Raw genomic sequence first — 16,975 nt, forward strand, 5'->3', positions numbered from 1 at the left:
GGCGCGCACGGTGCCGGGGCGAATGCCTCCGGATCAGCGGAGGACGTCACTCTCCGGGGTGATCTCGGTGGGGACGCCGATCTCGTAGACCAGCCGGCTGCGCTCGGCGGCGAGGACGATGTCGGCGGTCTCCACGGGGAGGCCGCCGGCCCAGTGGGTGCGCTCGATGGAGAGCACGGTGGAGCCCAGGGCCACGCCCAGCGGGCCGGACTCGGCCTCCAGCACCGGGCGGGCGGTGACGTCCTCGGTGACCCGGGTGACGGTCAGTCCGATGCCGGCCATCCGCTCGACCACGCCGAGCCCGGCGAGCGGGCCGTACTCGGGCCGGGCCGCCACGGTGCCGCCGGTCAGGGCGAGCGGCTCCCAGCTGGTGGACAGCTGGGCGGGCCGGTCGGCGGCGAGGAAGACGTACTGGGTCTGCATGATCGGGTCGCCCTCGGCGATCCCCAGCCGCAGCGCGAGCGCGCCGGTGGCCCAGGTCTTCTGGGAGTCGTGCGTCCAGTGCGGGACGCCGCCGGGGCCGGGGTCCCGGGACGCGCCGGCGAAGGGGCTGCCGGCCGCGTCGTAGCGTCCGCGCGGGATCCGGGCCGGCGCCGGACGGCACCGGACGTAGGTGCCGGAGCCCGGGCGGCCCTCGGTCAGGCCCTCGGCGTTGAGCACCCGCAGCGCCTGCCGGACGGGCTGCTCGGAGAGCCCGTGCCGGCGGCAGAGGTCGGCGATGCTGGGCATCCGCGTGCCCGGCGGGTGCTCGCCGGAGAGGATCCGCGAGCGCAGCACGTCGGCCAGTCGCAGATAGGCCGGTCGCCCCAACTCGCCCACGTCAACCCCCGTCTCACGGAATGTCGGCTCAGCTTGACAACGCCGTACCCGAGCTTTCAAGCTCGCATTCGAGGTTGACCATGCGTGGTCGACCGACTGCGGAGTGTCCGTCGGAGGGGTGCAGCAGCATGATGTGGATCGCCCGGTTCCCCGGTGTGCCCGAGTCCGTGCGAGCGGCGCGGCGGATGGTCCGCGACGCGCTCGAACCCTCGGCGCGGGCCGAGGACGCGGTGCTGATCGTCTCCGAGCTGGTGACCAACGCCGTGATGCACAGCCGGTCCGGCACCGGCGGCGTCCTGTGGGTGGAGGTCCGCCGCCGGCACGGGGTCGTGCGGGTCTCCGTCACCGACGAGGGCACGGCGGAGGGCCGCCCGGCGCACCGGCCGCCGGTCGACGCGGGCGACTTCGGACGGGGCCTGCGGATCGTCGACGCCCTGGCGGAGCACTGGGGGGCCGTCGGCGAGGCCGGCGGGCGGCGCACCGTCTGGGCCGAGCTTGCGCCCGCCCCGGGGGACGGCCGCGCAGCGCAGGAGACCGGACCCGAAGGCCCCGCGACGCCCACCGAAGGGGCCGTCACCGGAGCGCCCGGGCCTGCGGCGGGGAGCGGCCCGCGGGCCGCCGGTGTCCTGGCCGTCCCGGTCACCGCGGTCGCCGCGTCGACGCCCGGCCCGGCGCCGCGCTGCCGGCTGTGCGGCACGGCGCTGCCGGGCCGTCAGGGCGCCGCGGTGACGGCCTGACGGTAGAGGGTGGTCATGGTGTGGTCGAAGTACGAGCTGTAGGAGGTGTCGTCGGTGTCGCCGCCCTCCTGGTAGCCGCCGATGACGCCGATGACCTCGCCGGTGCGGGTGCTGATCCACGGCCCGCCGCTGGTGCCGCCGGGGTAGCCGGGGCAGTCGATGCGGCGCTGGGTGACGGACGCCCGGGTGGTGGTGTCGGTGCACAGCAGCGGGGCCTCGGCGCGGGCCGGGTAGCCGTAGAGGCGGACCTGCGAGGTGAAACTGTCGTCCAGCCCGAGGGCGTTGCCGCCGACGACGTCCTCGATCCGGTGGCCGTCCGAGGCCGGGGCGACCCGGAGGATGGCGTAGTCGGCGTCCTCGTCCCGGTCGTTCGTCCAGGCGTCGGGGGCGTAGATCGCGGTGACCCTCCAGGTGCCGTACGGGGCGCTGCCGACGCGGTAGCCGGGGACGAAGCTCAGGCCGTCGGTGCTGCCGACGCAGTGGGCGGCGGTGAGCACGAGGTCGCGGGTGGGGCTCTGCAGCACGCTGGCGGAGCAGAAGTGGTGGCCGGCCGCGACGGTGCCGCTGAACAGGGCGCCGACCCGGGCGGCCGACGCGTCGGCGGGGGCGGTGGCGGTGGTGCCGAGGGCCGGTACGGCGTCGAGGGCGGCGGTGGCGGCGGGCGAGGCGGTGGCGGGCGAGCTGCCGAGCACGTGGGCGGCGGCGAGCAGTCCCACCGTGGCGAGGGCCGCTGCCGGGGTGCCGAGCAGCGGCCGGAGCCGGGGGCGGGACGTGCGGGGGCTGCTCATCGGCGAACTCCTCCTGGCCGGGGGTGTCGGCTCCACTCTGGGCCGCCGGGCTGTGAACCGGGTGATCCGAAGGTGGGAAAGCGGTGAGAGATCCGTACACGATCCCGCCCCGGCCCCGGAGGAGTCCAGGGCCGGGGCGGCGTGTCGCCGGGCCCGGGGGGGTGCTGTCAGTGCGGTTCGGCCGCGGGGCGGGCGGCGGCCTGGGCCGGTTCGGCCGCGGCGTGCTGGGCCTCGCCGGGCGCCGGTTTGTGGTCGATCATCAGGAAGGCGATGACGGCGGCGGCCAGCAGGATTCCCATCGCGACCCAGGTGGCGATCGCGTAGCCGTGCACCTGGCCCTGTTTGAGGACGAGCGGATCGGCCGCGTTGCGGGTGGCCAGCCAGGTGGCGGTGGCGCTGGCCGCGATGGTGTTGAGCAGTGCGACACCGATCGAACCGCCGACCTGCTGGGCGCTGTTGATGATGGCGGAGGCCGCGCCGGTCTCGTTGGGCGCGACGCCGAGGGTGGCCAGGCTCAGCGAGGGCATGAAGACCAGGCCCATGCCGAAGCCGAGCAGGAGTTCGGCGGGCAGCACCATGGTCGCGTACGGGCTGTCGACCTTCATCTGGGTCAGCCAGGCCATGCCGCCCGCGCCGAGCAGCAGGCCGGGGACGACGAGTGCCCGCGAGGGTATCCGGGTCATCAGGTTGGCCGCGATGCCGGTCGCGCTGATGATGATGGCCGCGGTCATCGGCAGGAAGGAGACGCCCGCCATGACCGGCGAGAAGCCCTTGACCACCTGCATGTAGTAGGTGAGGAACAGGAACAGGCCGAACATGCCGATCACGGCCATGCCGACGGCGATGGCACCGCCGCCGCGGTTGCGGTCGGAGACGATGTGCAGCGGCAGCAGCGGGTGGTCGGTGCGGCGTTCGAAGAGCACGAAGACGAAGAGCAGTGCGACGCCGATGCACAGCGAGGCCAGGACCAGCCAGTCGCCCCAGCCGCGGGAGACGGCCTCGGAGGTGCCGAACACGATCAGCAGCAGGCCGCCGCAGCCGAGGACGGCGCCGGGCAGGTCGAGCCTCACGCGGTGGCCCTTGGCGACGTGGTCGCGCTTGAGCAGGGCATAGGCGGCGAGCGCTGCGCCGATGGCGATCGGGATGTTGACGAACAGGCACCAGCGCCAGTTCAGGTACTCGGTGAGCAGGCCGCCCATGATCAGGCCGATCGCGGCGCCGCCGCCGGCGAGGGCGCCGAAGATGCCGAAGGCTGTGGCGCGTTCCTTCGCGTCGGTGAAGGTGGTGGAGAGCAGCGACAGCGCGGAGGGTGCGAGGAGTGCGCCGAAGGCGCCCTGCAGGGCGCGCGCGCCGAACAGCATCCAGGGTTCGGTGGCGAATCCGCCGATGGCGGAGGCCAGGGCGAAGCCCAGCAGGCCGATCAGGAAGGTCCGTTTGCGGCCGAAGAGGTCGCCGATCCGGCCGCCGAGGAGCAGCAGGCCGCCGAAGGCCAGGGTGTAGGCCGTGATGACCCACTGCCTGTTGCCGTCGGATATGCCCAGGTCCTTCTGGGCGGAGGGCAGGGCGATGTTCACGATCGTCGCGTCGAGGACGATCATCAGCTGGGCGATGGCGATGACTGCCAGGGCCCACCAGCGACGGGGGTCGACCGCCTGCTCGTCCTGTGCGTGCTGGAGGGACACCGTGGGCCGCCTTCCGGAGGGGATTGGTGGGAAGGGCGCACGCAGCGCTCCTCCCAGGGAATCTCTCGGGATGGCGAGGGGCAAGGTTTTTTGTCAGTAAATGTCGGAATTGGGACTAAAGTCCTAAACCTCCGACGCCCTCCGGCCGAGGCCCCGGGTCGCACCGGCCCGCCGCGGCGGGCCGGGCCGGTGCGACCCCGGACCGGGGCTGCGAGCGGCGGCGGTCAGAGCCCGGAGAGCTCCGCGACCAGGTCGTCGAGGCCGAGCGAGCCCTGGGAGAGAGCGGCCATGTGCCAGGCCTTGAGGTCGAACTCCTCGCCGCGGGACTCGGCGGCGGCGCGGGCGGCGGCCCGTCCCGTCAGCCAGGCACGCTCACCCAGCTTGTAGCCGATGGCCTGGCCGGGCATGCCGAGGTAGCGGACCAGCTCGCTGTCCAGGAAGTCGGCGGACAGGCCGCAGTACCGGCCGAAGAACTCCCGGGCGTCGTCGGGCAGCATCGCCTCACCCGGCTTGAACGGGGAGTCCGCCGGGAAGTCCAGGCCGGCGTGCATGCCGATGTCGACGATGACCCGCAGCACCCGCATCATCTGCGCGTTGAGGTAGCCGAGCCGGTGGCCGGGGTCGGTGAGGTAGCCGAGCTCGTCCATCAGGCGCTCCGCGTAGAGCGCCCAGCCCTCCAGGTTGGCGCTGACGCTGCCGAGGGTGACCTGGTAGGTCGAGAGCCGGTCGGCGAGGTACGTCCACTGCGCGAGCTGCAGGTGGTGGCCGGGCACGCCCTCGTGGTACCAGGTCGAGACGAGGTCCCAGACCGGGAAGGACTCGCGGCCGAGGGTCGGCAGCCAGGTGCGGCCGGGACGGGAGAAGTCGAGCGAGGGCTGGGTGTAGTAGGGGGCTGCGGCACTGCCGACCGGGGCGAGCCGTGACTCGACCTTCAGCAGTGGCTCGGCGAGGTCGAAGTGGGTGCCCTGGAGGTCGGCGATGGCACCGTCCATCAGGCCCTGCAGGTAGTCGCGGGCGTTCTCCTCGCCCTTGATCGCCGGGCCGTCGGTCTCCAGCCAGTGCATCGCCTCCATCGGGGTGGCGCCGGGCAGCACCTTCTCGGCCTCGGCGCGCATCTGGGCGTCCAGGTCGTGGAACTGCTCCCAGGCCCAGGCGTAGGCCTCGTCGAGGTCGAGGGCGGCACCCGTCCAGTAGCGGACCCAGCGGGTGTAGCGCTCGCGGCCGACGGTGTCCGGGGTGGCGGCGGCGGCCGGGCCGTACACGTCGCGCAGCCAGTCGCGCAGACCGGCGAGCGCGTCGGAGGCGGCGACGGCGGTGGCGGTCAGCCCCTCGCGCAGCGACTCGGGGGCGTCCTGCACGAACGCGCCGAACCAGCCGCCGGGGGTCTCGCCCTCCAGCCACTCGCCGATCTGGCCGACCACGGTGGTGACCTGGCGGGGGCCGGACAGCAGGCCGCGCTCCATGCCCTCGGTGAGGGTGGCACGGTACTGGCCGAGCGCGACCGGCACCCGGGCGAGGCGGCGGCCGATCAGCTCCCAGTCCTGCTCGGTGCCGGTCGGCATGAGGGTGAACACCTCGCGCACGTCGTGCACCGGCGAGCCGAGGTTGCGCACCGCGCGGTACTCCTCGCCCGCTTCGTGCAGGGCGAGTTCGGCGGTGAGGCGCTCGCGGAGCAGGCGGGCGCAGCGCCGCTCGGCCTCGTCGTCGGCGGCACCGGCGGCCTCGGCGGCGTCGAGTTCGGCGAGGGTGGAGCGGGCGAGGTCGGCGAGCGCCGCGCGGCCGGCCGGTGAGAGGTCGGTGATGCGGTCGTCGTCCGGGTTGAGGCCGAGGTACACCGCGGTCAGCGGGTCGAGGTCGGCGAGGGCGTGGACGTAGGCGTCGGCGATACGGCGCGGGGTGGGGCCGTCGACAGCGGGGGTGATCGGTTCTTGGACCATTCGGCCATCCTGTCGCAGCATCCGGCGATTTCAAGACCCTCTCGGTGCGGGCTCGCACGATTGACGGAGGGTCCGCCGGGCCCGGTGTGGACGCGGCGGCGCAGTGCGTCACCGGGCGTGCACGGACCTGCGCCGAGGGTGCCGGTGCCGTCGGCAGGCGGCACCGGTGCCGCCTGCCGACGGCACCGGCACGGCACTGTCCCCGCACCAACGCGGCGAGGTGCGGAAACAGGCGGTGCGGGCGCTCCCCCGCGGCGGGCCGAAGCCCTAGGCTGGCGGCCATGGCAGCCAGATCAGCGACTCCCCCCGCCGCTCCCGCCGACGCGCCGACGGAGGAGCGACCGCGCCGCACCGGGTACCGCCGGCTGTCGGTCGAGCAGCGCCGGGAGCAACTGATCGCGGTGGCGCTGGAGCTGTTCAGCTCCCGACCGCCGGAGGAGGTCGGGCTGGACGACGTGGCGCAGGCCGCCGGCGCCTCGCGCCCACTGGTCTACCGCTACTTCGCTGGCGGCAAGCAGCAGTTGTACGAGGCCGCGCTGCGCAGTGCGGCCGAGGAGCTGAGCCGACGGTTCACGGTGGCCGGCGGGGGTTCGCCGACCGAGCAGCTGTCGGCCGTGCTGGACGCCTACTTCGACTTCGTGGCGGAGCACGCGGCGGGCTACGGCGCACTGCTGCGCGGCGGTTCGGTGGTGGAGACGGCGCGGACCTCGGCGATCGTCGACGAGGTGCGGCGGGTGGCGCTGAGGCGGACGCTGCGGCACCTCGGTGTGCGGACGGCGGGGCCTCGGCTGACCCTGCTGGTGCGGTCGTGGATCTCCGTGGTGGAGGCGTCCGCGCTGAGCTGGCTGGACGAGGGCCGGCAGATCCCGAAGGAGTCGCTGCGGGACTGGCTGGTGGACGAGTTCGTCGCGATGAGCGCCGCGGCGGCGGTGCACGACCGGCAGGCGGCCCGGATGCTGGCCGGGGTCCTGGCGCTGGAGCGGCCGGACGGGCCCGCGGCCGCGCTGGTGGCGCGGCTGCGGGCGCTCCTCCCGGAGGCACCGGCGAACGGGGTCTGACCCTCTCGCGGCGCCCCTGCTCCCACTCCCCCGGGAGACGTCTTCAAAGGCGCATGGATGCCTCGTAGGGGCGCTGGGGGCACCTCCCGGCGCCCTGGACCGACCACCCGGCACCTCGATGACAACTCCCTAGGCGTTCGCGAGGAGTTGGCGTTGGCGGCCGAGGTCGCCGACTTCGAGTTCGACGATGTCGCCGGGGCGCAGGAAGGACGCGCCGCGGTGGCCGAGGGTGACGCCGGCCGGGGTGCCGGTGACGACGACGTCGCCGGGCTCCAGCACCATGAAGCGGCTGAGGTAGCGGACGGTCTCCAGCACCGGGAAGATCATGTCGGCGGTGCTGCCGTCCTGCCGCAGGCCCCCGTTGACCCAGAGTCTGAGCGGGAGTCGCTGCGGGTCGCCGACCTCGTCGGCGGTGACCAGCCAGGGCCCGAGCGGGGTGAAGGTCTCGGCGGACTTGCCCTTGTCCCACTGGCCGCCGCGTTCGTGCTGGAAGGCGCGTTCGGTGACGTCGTTGGCGGTGGTGTAGCCCGCGATGACGGCTGCCGCCTCGGCGTCGCTCTCCAGGTAGCGGGCGGTGCGGCCGATCACCACGGCGAGTTCGGCCTCGTAGTCGGTCTTCTCGGAGCCGCGCGGGATGAGCACGGTGTCGTTCGGGCCGACCACGGTGTTGCTGGGTTTGAGGAAGACCACCGGTTCGGCCGGGATCGCGGCGCCGGCCTCGGCCGCGTGGTCGCGGTAGTTGAGGCCGATGCCGACCACCTTGCCGGGGCGGGCCACCGGGGCGCCGATCCGCCGGCCGTCGAGGTCGATCCGGGGCAGCGCGCCGGCGGCCGCCTCGGCGGCGATCGCGGCGGCGGCCGCCCGGTCGAGGCCGGCGAGGAAGGCGCCGTCGATGTCGCGGGTGCGCCCGGAGAGGTCGTACGCGGTGCCGTCGGGGCCGAGGACCGCGGGGCGCTCGGCGCCCGCGGGGCCGACTCGGAGGAGCTTCACTGGCCGTCACCACCTGGTTCGTCGCGTGTCGACGGGAGCTCACACGCCTCTCCGCCCTATGCATCCGAGGTATATCAACGCCTCTGACCTGCGAACCAGTGGGTTACCTTCGGCGAATTCCTATCAATTCACACAATCGCGGAAGGGCCGGAATCGGGTGGCCGTACGGTTGACAACCACCGCCGCGGCCCCCGCCGGTCAGGTCTCGCGCTCCGGCCGGTACTCCTCCTCCGGCACCCCGAAGGTCCAGGCGACCCCGGCCCGCGCGGTGCGGGTCGACGGCGGCACGCGCAGCCAGTAGGTGCGGAAGGTGCCGTCCGGCTCGGCGGTGGAGTTGACCACCTCGACCATCACCACCGGCTCGTCGTCCGGCAGGACGATCCGCCAGAGCACCCCCGTCTCGTCGCGGTGCAGCGGCTCGGCGCCGGACTCGGCAAGGTACCGGTCGTAGCCGTAGTGCTCCAGCATCACCCGGCGCAGCTCGGCGTTCTCCTCCTCCCGGATGCGCTCCGCGGTGAGGCCGCCGAGGCCGTCCAGGAAGTCGGCGGGCACGGGCATGCCGCGCCAGGCGTGCAGTGCGCTGCCGTCCGCCCAGGCGAGGGCCGGGCCGTCGGCGCGGTCGAGCCGGCCGGCCTCGTCCCGGTGCAGTTCGGTGGGCCGCTCGGCGATCAGCGCGACCTGCTCGTACGGCCACCACCAGCCGGTCTGCCGGGCGGCGTCGGCGAGCGGGGCGAGCTCGGCCCCGTCGAGCTCACCGGCGGCGTCGAAGGCGGCGAGCCAGGGCGCGTCGTGCTGGCCGAGGACGGCGTCGAGCAGGGCGACCCGGACGGCCGTCCGGGCGGCCCGGGCCCGGCTGCGGACCTCGGTGTCGTCGTCGGGGTCGGCCTCGGGGGCGAGCTCGTCCAGGACGGCGCCGCGGATCCGGCCGGCCAGTGCCTGGTTCTGCGTCCACAGGTCACCGCCGGTGAGCGCCCACAGCTCGGCCCAGCCGGGTGCGCCGAGCCGTGCGTGCACCCGGGCGCGGACCTGCCCCCAGGGGCGGGTGCGGATCTCCTCGCGGACGCCGACCGCGCCCTCGGCGCGCAGCGCGAGCGCGGCCCGGACGGCGGCGAACGGGGAGTCGAACCAGCGCACCTCGGCGGGCTCGGGCAGTCCGGCGGCGCGGTACGCGGCGCGCACCGCCCGCTCCGCCGCGACGCGGTCCGCCGCTCCGGTGGCCGCCGCGGCGGCGCGCCAGCGGGCGGTCGCCCCCGCGGGGGCGCTCTGCTGCAGGGTGTCGGTCATCGTGCTGTCCTTCCTCGTCCCGTCCGTGCTCGGTGCGTGCTCGGTGCGTGCTCGGTCCACGCTCAGTCCGCCACGACGCGGACGGCGCCGGGCACGTACTCGCGCTGCCGCACCACCCGGTACCAGCCCCTGGGCAGCGGGATCACGGCGTGCTCCTCGTGCACCACCCGGCCGCCCTCGGGCAGGTGCAGCCAGGCGGTGCCGAACGGGCCGGCCTCCCGCCGCAGGGTGCCCGGCCCGACCACCGCGTGGGCGTGCCCGGTGACCTCGCCGAGGGCCAGCACCAACCGGCCGCGGGCGTCCCGCGGCAGTGGCGGCAGGTCGGCCACCACACGCGGCACCGCCGTCTCCTCCACCGGCACGATCAGCACGTCACCCTGGCGGTACATGTGGGCTCTCCCCGGCTCCGGGCCGACGGGGTGTCGGCCGCGACGAGGGGAAAGCTAGGGCCCGGCTCTGACAGCGCGTCGGCGGGCGGCCCCTCACGCGGCGGTGTCGGCGCGGCCTGGTAGACAGAACCCGGCCGACCGGACGTCCCCAGGAGCAGCGCATGGCGATCAGCAAGCACATCGAGGAGTTCGGCGGGCTGCCCGTCGTGGACGTCCTGGCCGCCCTGGAGGACGGCCGTGAGCTGCCCGCCGCCGACGCCGCCGCCTGGCGCATCGCCCTGGAGTACGACGACGCGCGGACCTTCGCCGAGGTCTGGCGGCGCTTCCTCGGCGCGGTCGACGCCGAGCGGGTCACCACCGTCGTGATCGGCAACTGGTCGCAGGAGGAGCCGGAGCCGCTCGCCGGCCCGCTCGCCGAGATCACCGGTGCCGCGGGCCGGCTGCCCGCGCTGCGCGCCCTGTTCGTCGGTGACATCACCTTCGAGGAGTGCGAGATCTCCTGGCTGCAGATGTGCGACCTCACCCCGCTGTTCGAGTCCTTCCCGCGGCTGGAGGAGCTGGTCGTGCGCGGCGCCGGCGAGGACTGGGACGGCAACGGCGGGCTGGAGCTCGCCCCGCTGCGGCACGAGCACCTGCGCCGGCTGCGGCTGGAGGCCGGCGGCCTGCCCGGCCGCGTCGTGCGGTCCGTCGCGGCCTGCGACTTCCCCGCGCTGGAGAGCCTGGAGCTGTGGCTCGGTGTCGACAACTACGGCGGCGACTGGACGCTGGACGACCTCGCGCCCTTCCTCGCCGGCACCCGGCTGCCCGCGCTGCGCCGGCTCGGCCTGCAGAACACCACCCAGCAGGACGAGGTCTGCGCCCGGGCCGCGCACGCCCCGGTGGTGGCCCGCCTGGAGCATCTCGCGCTCTCCATGGGCGCGCTCACCGACGAGGGTGCCGCCGCCCTGCTGGAGGGGCAGCCGCTCACCCACCTCGTCTCCCTCGACCTGCACCACCACTACCTCACCGAGGAGATGCAGCAGCGGCTGCGCCAGGCCCTGCCGGGTGTGGCGATCGACCTCTCCGACGCCCAGAAGTGGGACGACAACTGGCGCTACGTCGCCGTCTCCGAGTGACCCGGACAGGCAGGAGCCTTTGATGAGCAGGACCTTTCACGGGCTTCCCGTGTGCAATGTGCTGACCACCCTGGACGCGGGCGAGGAGCTGCCAGCCGCCGGGGCGGCCGCCTGGCGGATCAGCCTCGGCTACCGGTACGGCGGCAAGACGGAGTTCGCCGAGGCCTGGCAGCGCTTCCTGGACGCCGTCGACACCACGCGGGTGCGCGCACTCGTCATCGGCGCCTGGTGGGCCGGCGACTACGACGGCCTGGACGGCCCGCTCGGCCTGATCGTCGACAGCGCCGACCGGCTGCCCGCGCTGGAGGCGCTCTTCGTCGCCGACGTCAGCTCGGAGGAGTGCGAGATCTCCTGGCTGGAGATGTGCGACATCACCCCGCTCTTCGAGTCCTTCCCCCGGCTGACCGACCTCGCCGTACGCGGCGGCAACGGCCTGCGGCTGCGGCCCGTCCGCCACGAGCGCCTGCGGTCGCTGGCCTTCGAGTCGGGCGGCCTGCCGGCCCGGGTGGTGCGCGCCGTCGGCGAGTGCGACTTCCCCGTGCTGGAGGAGCTCGACCTGTGGCTCGGCGTCGACGAGTACGGCGGCGACCACACCCTGGAGGACATCGCGCCGCTGCTCACCGCCACCCGGCTGCCCGCACTGCGCAGCCTCGGCCTGCAGAACAGCGAGTACCAGGACGACATCGCCGCCGCCGTCGCGCAGGCCCCGGTCGTGGCGCGGCTGGAGCACCTCGCCCTCGGCATGGGCGTGCTGACGGACGAGGGCGCCGCCGCCCTGCTGGAGGGACAGCCGCTCACCCACCTCGCCTCCCTCGACCTGCACCACCACTACCTCACCGAGGAGATGCAGCAGCGGGTCGCCGAGGCGCTGGCCGGCGTCGACGTCGACCTGTCCGAGGCGGAGGACGAGGAGGACGAGGAGGACCGCTACGTGGCGGTCTCCGAGTAGCCCATGACCGATCGGCTCACCGTCCTCGGCAACCCGGGCCACCGCCGCGTCGTACTGTTCGCGGCGGCGGCGCGGGCCGCCGGCCTGCCCGAGCCCGCCGTACTGCCCTGGCTGGACGTGCTGCGCGGCCGGTACGCCCTGCCGCCCGGCACCGTCCTGCGGATCGACTCGCCCGGCGAGGACGCGGCGGTGGACGCGCTGCTGCGCGGGCCCGTGCTCGGCGCCGGGTACGCGCCGACCCGGGTGGAGGGCGGCGCCGCCTGGTACGCCGGGGTGTGCGCGGCGCTGCACGGCCTCGCGGCCCTGCCCGGGGTGCGGCTGCTCGGCGACCCGGCGGAGATCGCGGTGATGTTCGACAAGCGGTCCGCGCACCGGCGGCTCGCGGCGGCCGGCGTGCCGGTGCCGCTTGCACTCGACGGGCCACCGCCGCAGGGCTGGGCCGAGCTGGTGGAGCGGCTGGCGGCCGCCCGGATGCGCAGGGTGTTCGTGAAGCCGGTGCACGGCTCCTCGGCCTCCGGCGTGGTGGCCCTGGAGTTCGGGCCGCGCGGCCAGGTGCAGGCCACCACCTCGGCCGAGCTCGCGCCGGACGGCCTGCACAACTCGCTGCGGGTGCGCCGCTACCGCACCGCGGCGGAGGTCGCGGCCCTGGTCGACGCGCTCGCGCCGGACGGCCTGCACGTCGAGCAGTGGGTGCCCAAGGCCTCCCAGGGCGGCCGCTCGGCCGACCTGCGGGTGGTCGTGGTCGCCGGCCGGGCCACCCACGCGGTGGTGCGCACCAGCACCCGCCCGATGACCAACCTGCACCTGGGCGGCGCCCGCGGCGACCTGGCGCTCGCCCGGGAGGCCGCCGGCCCGGCCTGGCCGCGGCTGCTGGAGACGGCGGAGCGGGCCGCGGCCTGCTTCCCGAACTCCCCCGTGGTCGGCGTGGACGTCCTGCCGACCGCCGGCTGGCGGGGCGCCGTGGTCGGCGAGGTGAACGCCTTCGGCGACCTGCTGCCCGGCCTCACCGGCCTGCCGGGCGGGCCCGCCGAGGGCCTGGACACCTACGGCGCCCAGATCGCCGCACTGCTGCACACCGGCCCCCACCGGGAGCCCGGTCGCACCACCCGGACGGAACCACCCCGATGAACCATCACATACCCGACATGAACGATGTGATCGGCAGCCACGACCTGCTGCTGGTCACCCTGGACACGCTGCGCCTGGACGTCGCACAGGAGCTGGCCGCGGCCGGACGCATCCCGCACCTGGCGGCGCACCTGCCCGGCGGGCGGTGGGAGGAGCGGCACACCCCCGGCAGCTTCACCTACGCGGCGCACCAGGCGATGCTGGCCGGGTTCCTGCCGACCCCGGCCGGCCCGGACGGCCCGCACCCGCGGCTGTTCGCGGCCCGCTTCGCCGGCTCGGAGACGACCGAGCCGCGCACCTGGGTCTTCGACACCCCCGACCTGCCCTCGGCGCTGGCCGCCGCCGGGTACCGGACGGTCTGCATCGGCGGGGTCGGCTTCTTCAACAAGCAGGGCCCGCTGGGCTCGGTGCTGCCGGGGCTGTTCCAGGAGTCCCACTGGGCACCGGAGATGGGTGTGCCCTCCCCGACCTCGTTCGAGGCGCAGGTCGCCCGCGCCGAGCGGGTCTGCGCCGAACAGCCGGACGAACAGCCGCTGTTCCTCTTCGTCAACGTCTCGGCGCTGCACCAGCCGAACTGGTTCCACCTGCCCGGTGCGACCCGCGAGCACGGCGACACCCGGGAGAGCCACGCCGCCGCGCTGGAGTACGTGGACGCGCACATCGGCCGGCTGTTCGCGGCGATGAGCCGGCGCCGCCCGTGCTTCGCGATCGTCTGCTCCGACCACGGCACCTGCTACGGCGAGGACGGCTACACCGGCCACCGGCTGGGCCACCCCGTCGTCTGGACGGTCCCGTACGCCCACTTCGTGCTGCCCGCCACCGAGGAGACCGGACGATGACCACGGTGACGACCGACTCCCCCTACCTGGCGTACGTCTACGCCTACCCGCACAAGACCGCGTACCGGCCGCTGCCGGGGCGGCCGCCGCTGCGCGAACTCTGGGCGGGCGAGCCACAGCACGCGCTCTCGCTCTACCTGCACATCCCGTTCTGCGAGGTCCGCTGCGGGTTCTGCAACCTGTTCACCCGGATCGGCAGCCCCGAGGGGCTGACCACGGCCTACCTGGACGCGCTGGAGCGGCAGGCCACGGCCGTGCGGGACGCGCTGGACGCGGACGCCCGGTTCGCGCTGGCGGCCTTCGGCGGCGGCACGCCCACCTATCTGACCGCGGCCGAGCTGGAGCGGCTCTGCGACATCGCCGAGCAGCGGATGGGCGCCGACCTGCGGTCCGTCCCCCTCTCGGTGGAGGCCTCCCCCGACACCGCGACGGCCGACCGGCTCGCCGTCCTCGCCGAGCGGGGCACCACCCGGCTCAGCCTCGGCGTGCAGTCCTTCCTCGACGAGGAGGCCCGTTCGGCCGTCCGCCCGCAGAAGCGCGCCGCGGTGGAGGCGGCGCTCGGCCGCGTCCGGGCGGCGGGCATCCCGGTGCTCAACATCGATCTGATCTACGGCATCGACGGCCAGACCGAGGCCAGCTGGCTGGCCTCCCTGGACGCCGCGCTCGCCTGGCAGCCGGAGGAGCTGTACCTCTACCCGCTGTACGTGCGGCCGCTGACGGGCCTCGGCCGGCGCGCCGCCGACGGGCCCTCGCCGGAGTGGGACGCCCAGCGGCTCGCGCTCTACCGCGCCGGCCGGGACCACCTGCTGGCGGCAGGCTACGAGCAGGTGTCGATGCGGATGTTCCGTCGGACGGGCGCCGCCACCGCGAGCGCCGGCGAGTACGCCTGCCAGACCGACGGCATGGTCGGCCTCGGCTGCGGCGCCCGCTCCTACACCTCCTCCCTGCACTACTCCTTCGACTACGCGGTGGACGCCCGCGAGGTGCGCGGCATCATCGACGACTACGTCGCCGCCGAGGACTTCACCCGGGCCGAGGTCGGCCGGTCGATGGACGCCGACGAGTCGCGCCGCCGCCACCTGCTGCAGTCGCTGCTGCAGGCCGAGGGCCTCGAACTCACCTCGTACCGGCGGCGGTTCGACTCCCTCCCGGCCGAGGACTTCGCCGCCGAACTGGCCGCCTTCGAGGCCCGCGGCTGGCTCGCCGAGGCGCCCGGACGGCTGCTGCTCTCCGCCGAGGGCCTGGCGCACTCGGACGCCGTCGGTCCGATGCTGTTCTCGCCCGCGGTGCGGGCCGCGATGGACGCGTACGAGGCGAAGTGACCGTCGACCTGGGGATGCCGGGGCCGCGTCCGACGCAGACGCCGCTGGACCTCACCCTGCTGTACCGCGGCCCACTGGCCTCCTGCGACTACGACTGCGCGTACTGCCCGTTCGCCAAGCGGCGGGACAGCCCCGAGCAGCTCCGGGCGGACCGCGCCGCACTGGAGCGGTTCACCGGCTGGGCGGCGGCGCAGACCGGGGACACCCTGTCGCTGCTGTTCACGCCCTGGGGCGAAGGCCTGGTGCGCTCCTGGTACCGGCGGGCGCTCGTCGGGCTCTCGCACCTGCCGCACGTGCGCCGGGTGGCGATCCAGACCAATCTCAGCTGCCGCACCGACTGGCTGGCCGAGGCCGACCTCGACACCCTGGCCCTGTGGATCACCTACCACCCGGGGCAGGTCGACCGCGGGCGCCTCCTGGCGAAGCTCCACGAGCTGGCCGGGCTCGGCGTGCGGCACAGCGTCGGCATCGTCGGCGAGCCGGAACACCTCGAAGCGGCAAGGGAGTTGCGGGCCGATCTGCCCGCCTCGACCTATCTGTGGGTGAACGCCGCGGACGGCCGCAGCTACACCGACGAGCAGGCCGCCGCCTGGACGGCGGTCGACCCGCTGTTCGGCTGGAGCCGCGACCCGCACCCGAGCGGCGGCCGCCCCTGCCGCACCGGCGAGTCGGTGGTCTCGGTGGACGGCGACGGCACGGTCCGCCGCTGCCACTTCGTCCGGCCGCCGCTCGGCAACCTCTACGACGGCTCCTACCGTGCCGGATTGCTGCCCAGACCGTGCCCGCTGCCGGTCTGCGACTGCCACATCGGCTACGTCCACCTGGAGGGCCTGCCGCTGTACGACGTCTTCGCCGGCGGCGTCCTGGAGCGCATTCCGCACGGCTGGTGACCCGCGCCGCAGGGGGCGCGGGTCAGGCCGGGCCCAGCATCAGCTGGGTGGCCTGCTCCGCCGTCATCTCCTCCGGTACGGCGGCCAGTCGGGCCGCCAGGCTGCGGTGGCCGGTGGCCCGCTCCAGTTCGGTGAGGAAGGCGTCCGCCTCCTGGTCGGACGCGAAGTCCCAGACCAGCAGCCGGTGCACCATCGCGACCGCCGCGACCGGCGGCAGCCCGCCACCGCCCGCCGCGCGACGCCACTGCGGCACCAGCCGGCCGAGCGAACAGCGCGCCTCGCCGACCAGCGGGTGGGCGGGGCCCAGGTGGTGCTGCACCACCGGGATCAGCTCCAGCAGCATGCCGAAGGCCGGCACCAGGTCACCGGTCAGCGCGACGGCATGCGCCAGCCGGGCCTGCGAGGCGAGCGCCCGGGCGTCGTACGGGCCGAGCGCCTGCACCAGCGCCGGCTGCACCTCCCGCAGCAGGTGCACGGCACCGAACGGGTCACCGGCCTCGCCCAGCGCCCGCGCCTGCTCCAGCCGGACCTCCAGGGTGTCCGGGTCGCCCGGGCCGAGCGCCTGCGCGGCATCGGCGGCGACCTGGCCGAGCAGGTGGACGGCGCCCGAGGGGTCGCCCGCGGCGCACCGCCGGCCGCCGAGCTGCCGCCAGGCGGCGAGGGAGTCCCGGTCGTACCGGCCGAGCAGCGCGGTCATCTCGCGGGCCACCGACTCCAGCAGGTGGACGGCCGCGTCCGGGGTGGGCGCCTCGTCGGCCCGGTCCCGCAGCCGCACCAGCAACTCCCGGACGGCGGACGGTGCTTCCGCGCCGGCAGCCGGGGCCCCCTGCAAGGCGGCCGGCGCCGCTGCCGCTGCCGCTGCCGGGGTGATCGGGGCCGGCGGCGTGATCGGCGCCGGGGTGATCGGGGCCGGCGCGACGGGCCCGGCCGGCCCCGGCGAGGGCCCGAAGCCCGGCAGGCCCGCGGACTGGGCCGGAACGCCGACCGGGCCCGCGGGCGCGGGCTGCGCGAGCTGTCCGGGGAGTGCCGGCTGCGCGGGCGGGAAGCC

At 74.9% G+C, this 16,975-nt stretch carries 15 protein-coding genes and 1 pseudogene; 8 read left to right on the forward strand and 8 right to left on the reverse strand.

Annotation, left to right across the window (positions count from 1 at the left end; all coding sequences use genetic code 11):
- Positions 1 to 33 precede the first annotated feature (33 nt).
- On the reverse strand, positions 34 to 819 hold the full coding sequence (locus tag KSNIM_RS14680) for a GntR family transcriptional regulator (RefSeq protein ID WP_263103662.1): 786 nt from the start codon (positions 817 to 819) through the stop codon (positions 34 to 36).
- Between the two features lie 128 nt (positions 820 to 947).
- Between KSNIM_RS14680 and KSNIM_RS14685 the strand changes: the two genes are divergently transcribed.
- Positions 948 to 1,556: an ATP-binding protein gene (locus KSNIM_RS14685; RefSeq protein WP_263103663.1), complete on the forward strand. Its 609-nt coding sequence runs from the start codon at positions 948 to 950 to the stop codon at positions 1,554 to 1,556.
- Here KSNIM_RS14685 and KSNIM_RS14690 read toward each other — a convergent pair.
- The 3 genes from KSNIM_RS14690 to KSNIM_RS14700 all read right to left on the reverse strand — a co-directional run bounded on the left by KSNIM_RS14690 (position 1,532) and on the right by KSNIM_RS14700 (position 5,963).
- Positions 1,532 to 2,344 (reverse strand): trypsin-like serine peptidase, encoded by an 813-nt coding sequence (locus KSNIM_RS14690; protein WP_263103664.1) that lies wholly within the window; start codon positions 2,342 to 2,344, stop codon positions 1,532 to 1,534. The genes KSNIM_RS14685 and KSNIM_RS14690 overlap by 25 nt on opposite strands.
- 167 nt (positions 2,345 to 2,511) lie before the next feature.
- A complete protein-coding gene (locus tag KSNIM_RS14695) occupies positions 2,512 to 4,026 on the reverse strand; it encodes an MFS transporter (protein WP_263103665.1) in 1,515 nt (504 codons plus the stop codon).
- Positions 4,027 to 4,250: 224 nt separating this feature from the next.
- Complete coding sequence (locus KSNIM_RS14700) at positions 4,251 to 5,963, reverse strand: DUF885 domain-containing protein (protein ID WP_263103666.1); 1,713 nt, start codon at positions 5,961 to 5,963, stop codon at positions 4,251 to 4,253.
- A gap of 281 nt (positions 5,964 to 6,244) precedes the next feature.
- Between KSNIM_RS14700 and KSNIM_RS14705 the strand changes: the two genes are divergently transcribed.
- Positions 6,245 to 7,021, forward strand: a complete 777-nt coding sequence (locus KSNIM_RS14705; RefSeq protein ID WP_263103667.1) for a TetR/AcrR family transcriptional regulator — start codon at positions 6,245 to 6,247, stop codon at positions 7,019 to 7,021.
- Between the two features lie 129 nt (positions 7,022 to 7,150).
- On the opposite strand, the gene KSNIM_RS14710 is transcribed toward KSNIM_RS14705, so the two are convergent.
- The 3 genes from KSNIM_RS14710 to KSNIM_RS14720 all read right to left on the reverse strand — a co-directional run bounded on the left by KSNIM_RS14710 (position 7,151) and on the right by KSNIM_RS14720 (position 9,684).
- Positions 7,151 to 8,011 carry a fumarylacetoacetate hydrolase family protein gene (locus KSNIM_RS14710; protein WP_263103668.1) on the reverse strand — a complete coding sequence of 287 codons (861 nt, stop codon included), beginning with the start codon at positions 8,009 to 8,011 and terminating at the stop codon, positions 7,151 to 7,153.
- A gap of 198 nt (positions 8,012 to 8,209) precedes the next feature.
- The gene (locus tag KSNIM_RS14715; protein WP_263103669.1) at positions 8,210 to 9,295 is read right to left on the reverse strand and encodes a DUF6745 domain-containing protein; all 1,086 of its coding nucleotides are present in this window, start codon (positions 9,293 to 9,295) and stop codon (positions 8,210 to 8,212) included.
- A gap of 62 nt (positions 9,296 to 9,357) precedes the next feature.
- Entirely contained in the window at positions 9,358 to 9,684 is a 327-nt protein-coding gene (locus KSNIM_RS14720) for a hypothetical protein (RefSeq protein ID WP_263103670.1), read from the reverse strand.
- Between the two features lie 161 nt (positions 9,685 to 9,845).
- Here KSNIM_RS14720 and KSNIM_RS14725 point away from each other — a divergent pair, with 161 nt between their 5' ends.
- The 6 genes from KSNIM_RS14725 to KSNIM_RS14750 are packed head-to-tail and all read left to right on the forward strand — an operon-like array spanning position 9,846 to position 15,927.
- Positions 9,846 to 10,799, forward strand: coding sequence for an STM4015 family protein (locus KSNIM_RS14725; RefSeq protein ID WP_263103671.1), 954 nt, complete (start codon positions 9,846 to 9,848; stop codon positions 10,797 to 10,799).
- Between the two features lie 22 nt (positions 10,800 to 10,821).
- Positions 10,822 to 11,748 carry an STM4015 family protein gene (locus KSNIM_RS14730; protein WP_263103672.1) on the forward strand — a complete coding sequence of 309 codons (927 nt, stop codon included), beginning with the start codon at positions 10,822 to 10,824 and terminating at the stop codon, positions 11,746 to 11,748.
- A 3-nt stretch (positions 11,749 to 11,751) separates the two neighbouring features.
- On the forward strand, positions 11,752 to 12,876 hold the full coding sequence (locus KSNIM_RS14735; RefSeq protein ID WP_263103673.1) for an STM4014 family protein: 1,125 nt from the start codon (positions 11,752 to 11,754) through the stop codon (positions 12,874 to 12,876).
- 17 nt (positions 12,877 to 12,893) lie between these two features.
- Positions 12,894 to 13,715 carry an STM4013/SEN3800 family hydrolase gene (locus KSNIM_RS14740; RefSeq protein ID WP_263103674.1) on the forward strand — a complete coding sequence of 274 codons (822 nt, stop codon included), beginning with the start codon at positions 12,894 to 12,896 and terminating at the stop codon, positions 13,713 to 13,715.
- Complete coding sequence (locus KSNIM_RS14745; protein ID WP_263103675.1) at positions 13,712 to 15,037, forward strand: STM4012 family radical SAM protein; 1,326 nt, start codon at positions 13,712 to 13,714, stop codon at positions 15,035 to 15,037. Before KSNIM_RS14740 ends, KSNIM_RS14745 begins: the two co-directional genes overlap by 4 nt.
- Positions 15,038 to 15,081: 44 nt before the next feature.
- Positions 15,082 to 15,927, forward strand: a complete 846-nt coding sequence (locus KSNIM_RS14750; RefSeq protein WP_263107962.1) for an STM4011 family radical SAM protein — start codon at positions 15,082 to 15,084, stop codon at positions 15,925 to 15,927.
- A gap of 22 nt (positions 15,928 to 15,949) precedes the next feature.
- Here KSNIM_RS14750 and KSNIM_RS14755 read toward each other — a convergent pair.
- A pseudogene (locus tag KSNIM_RS14755) lies at positions 15,950 to 16,975 on the reverse strand (hypothetical protein); the annotation flags it as partial.

It is taken from the genome of Kitasatospora sp. DSM 101779, assembly GCF_025655475.1.
In the GTDB taxonomy this organism is placed as follows: Bacteria; Actinomycetota; Actinomycetes; order Streptomycetales; family Streptomycetaceae; genus Kitasatospora.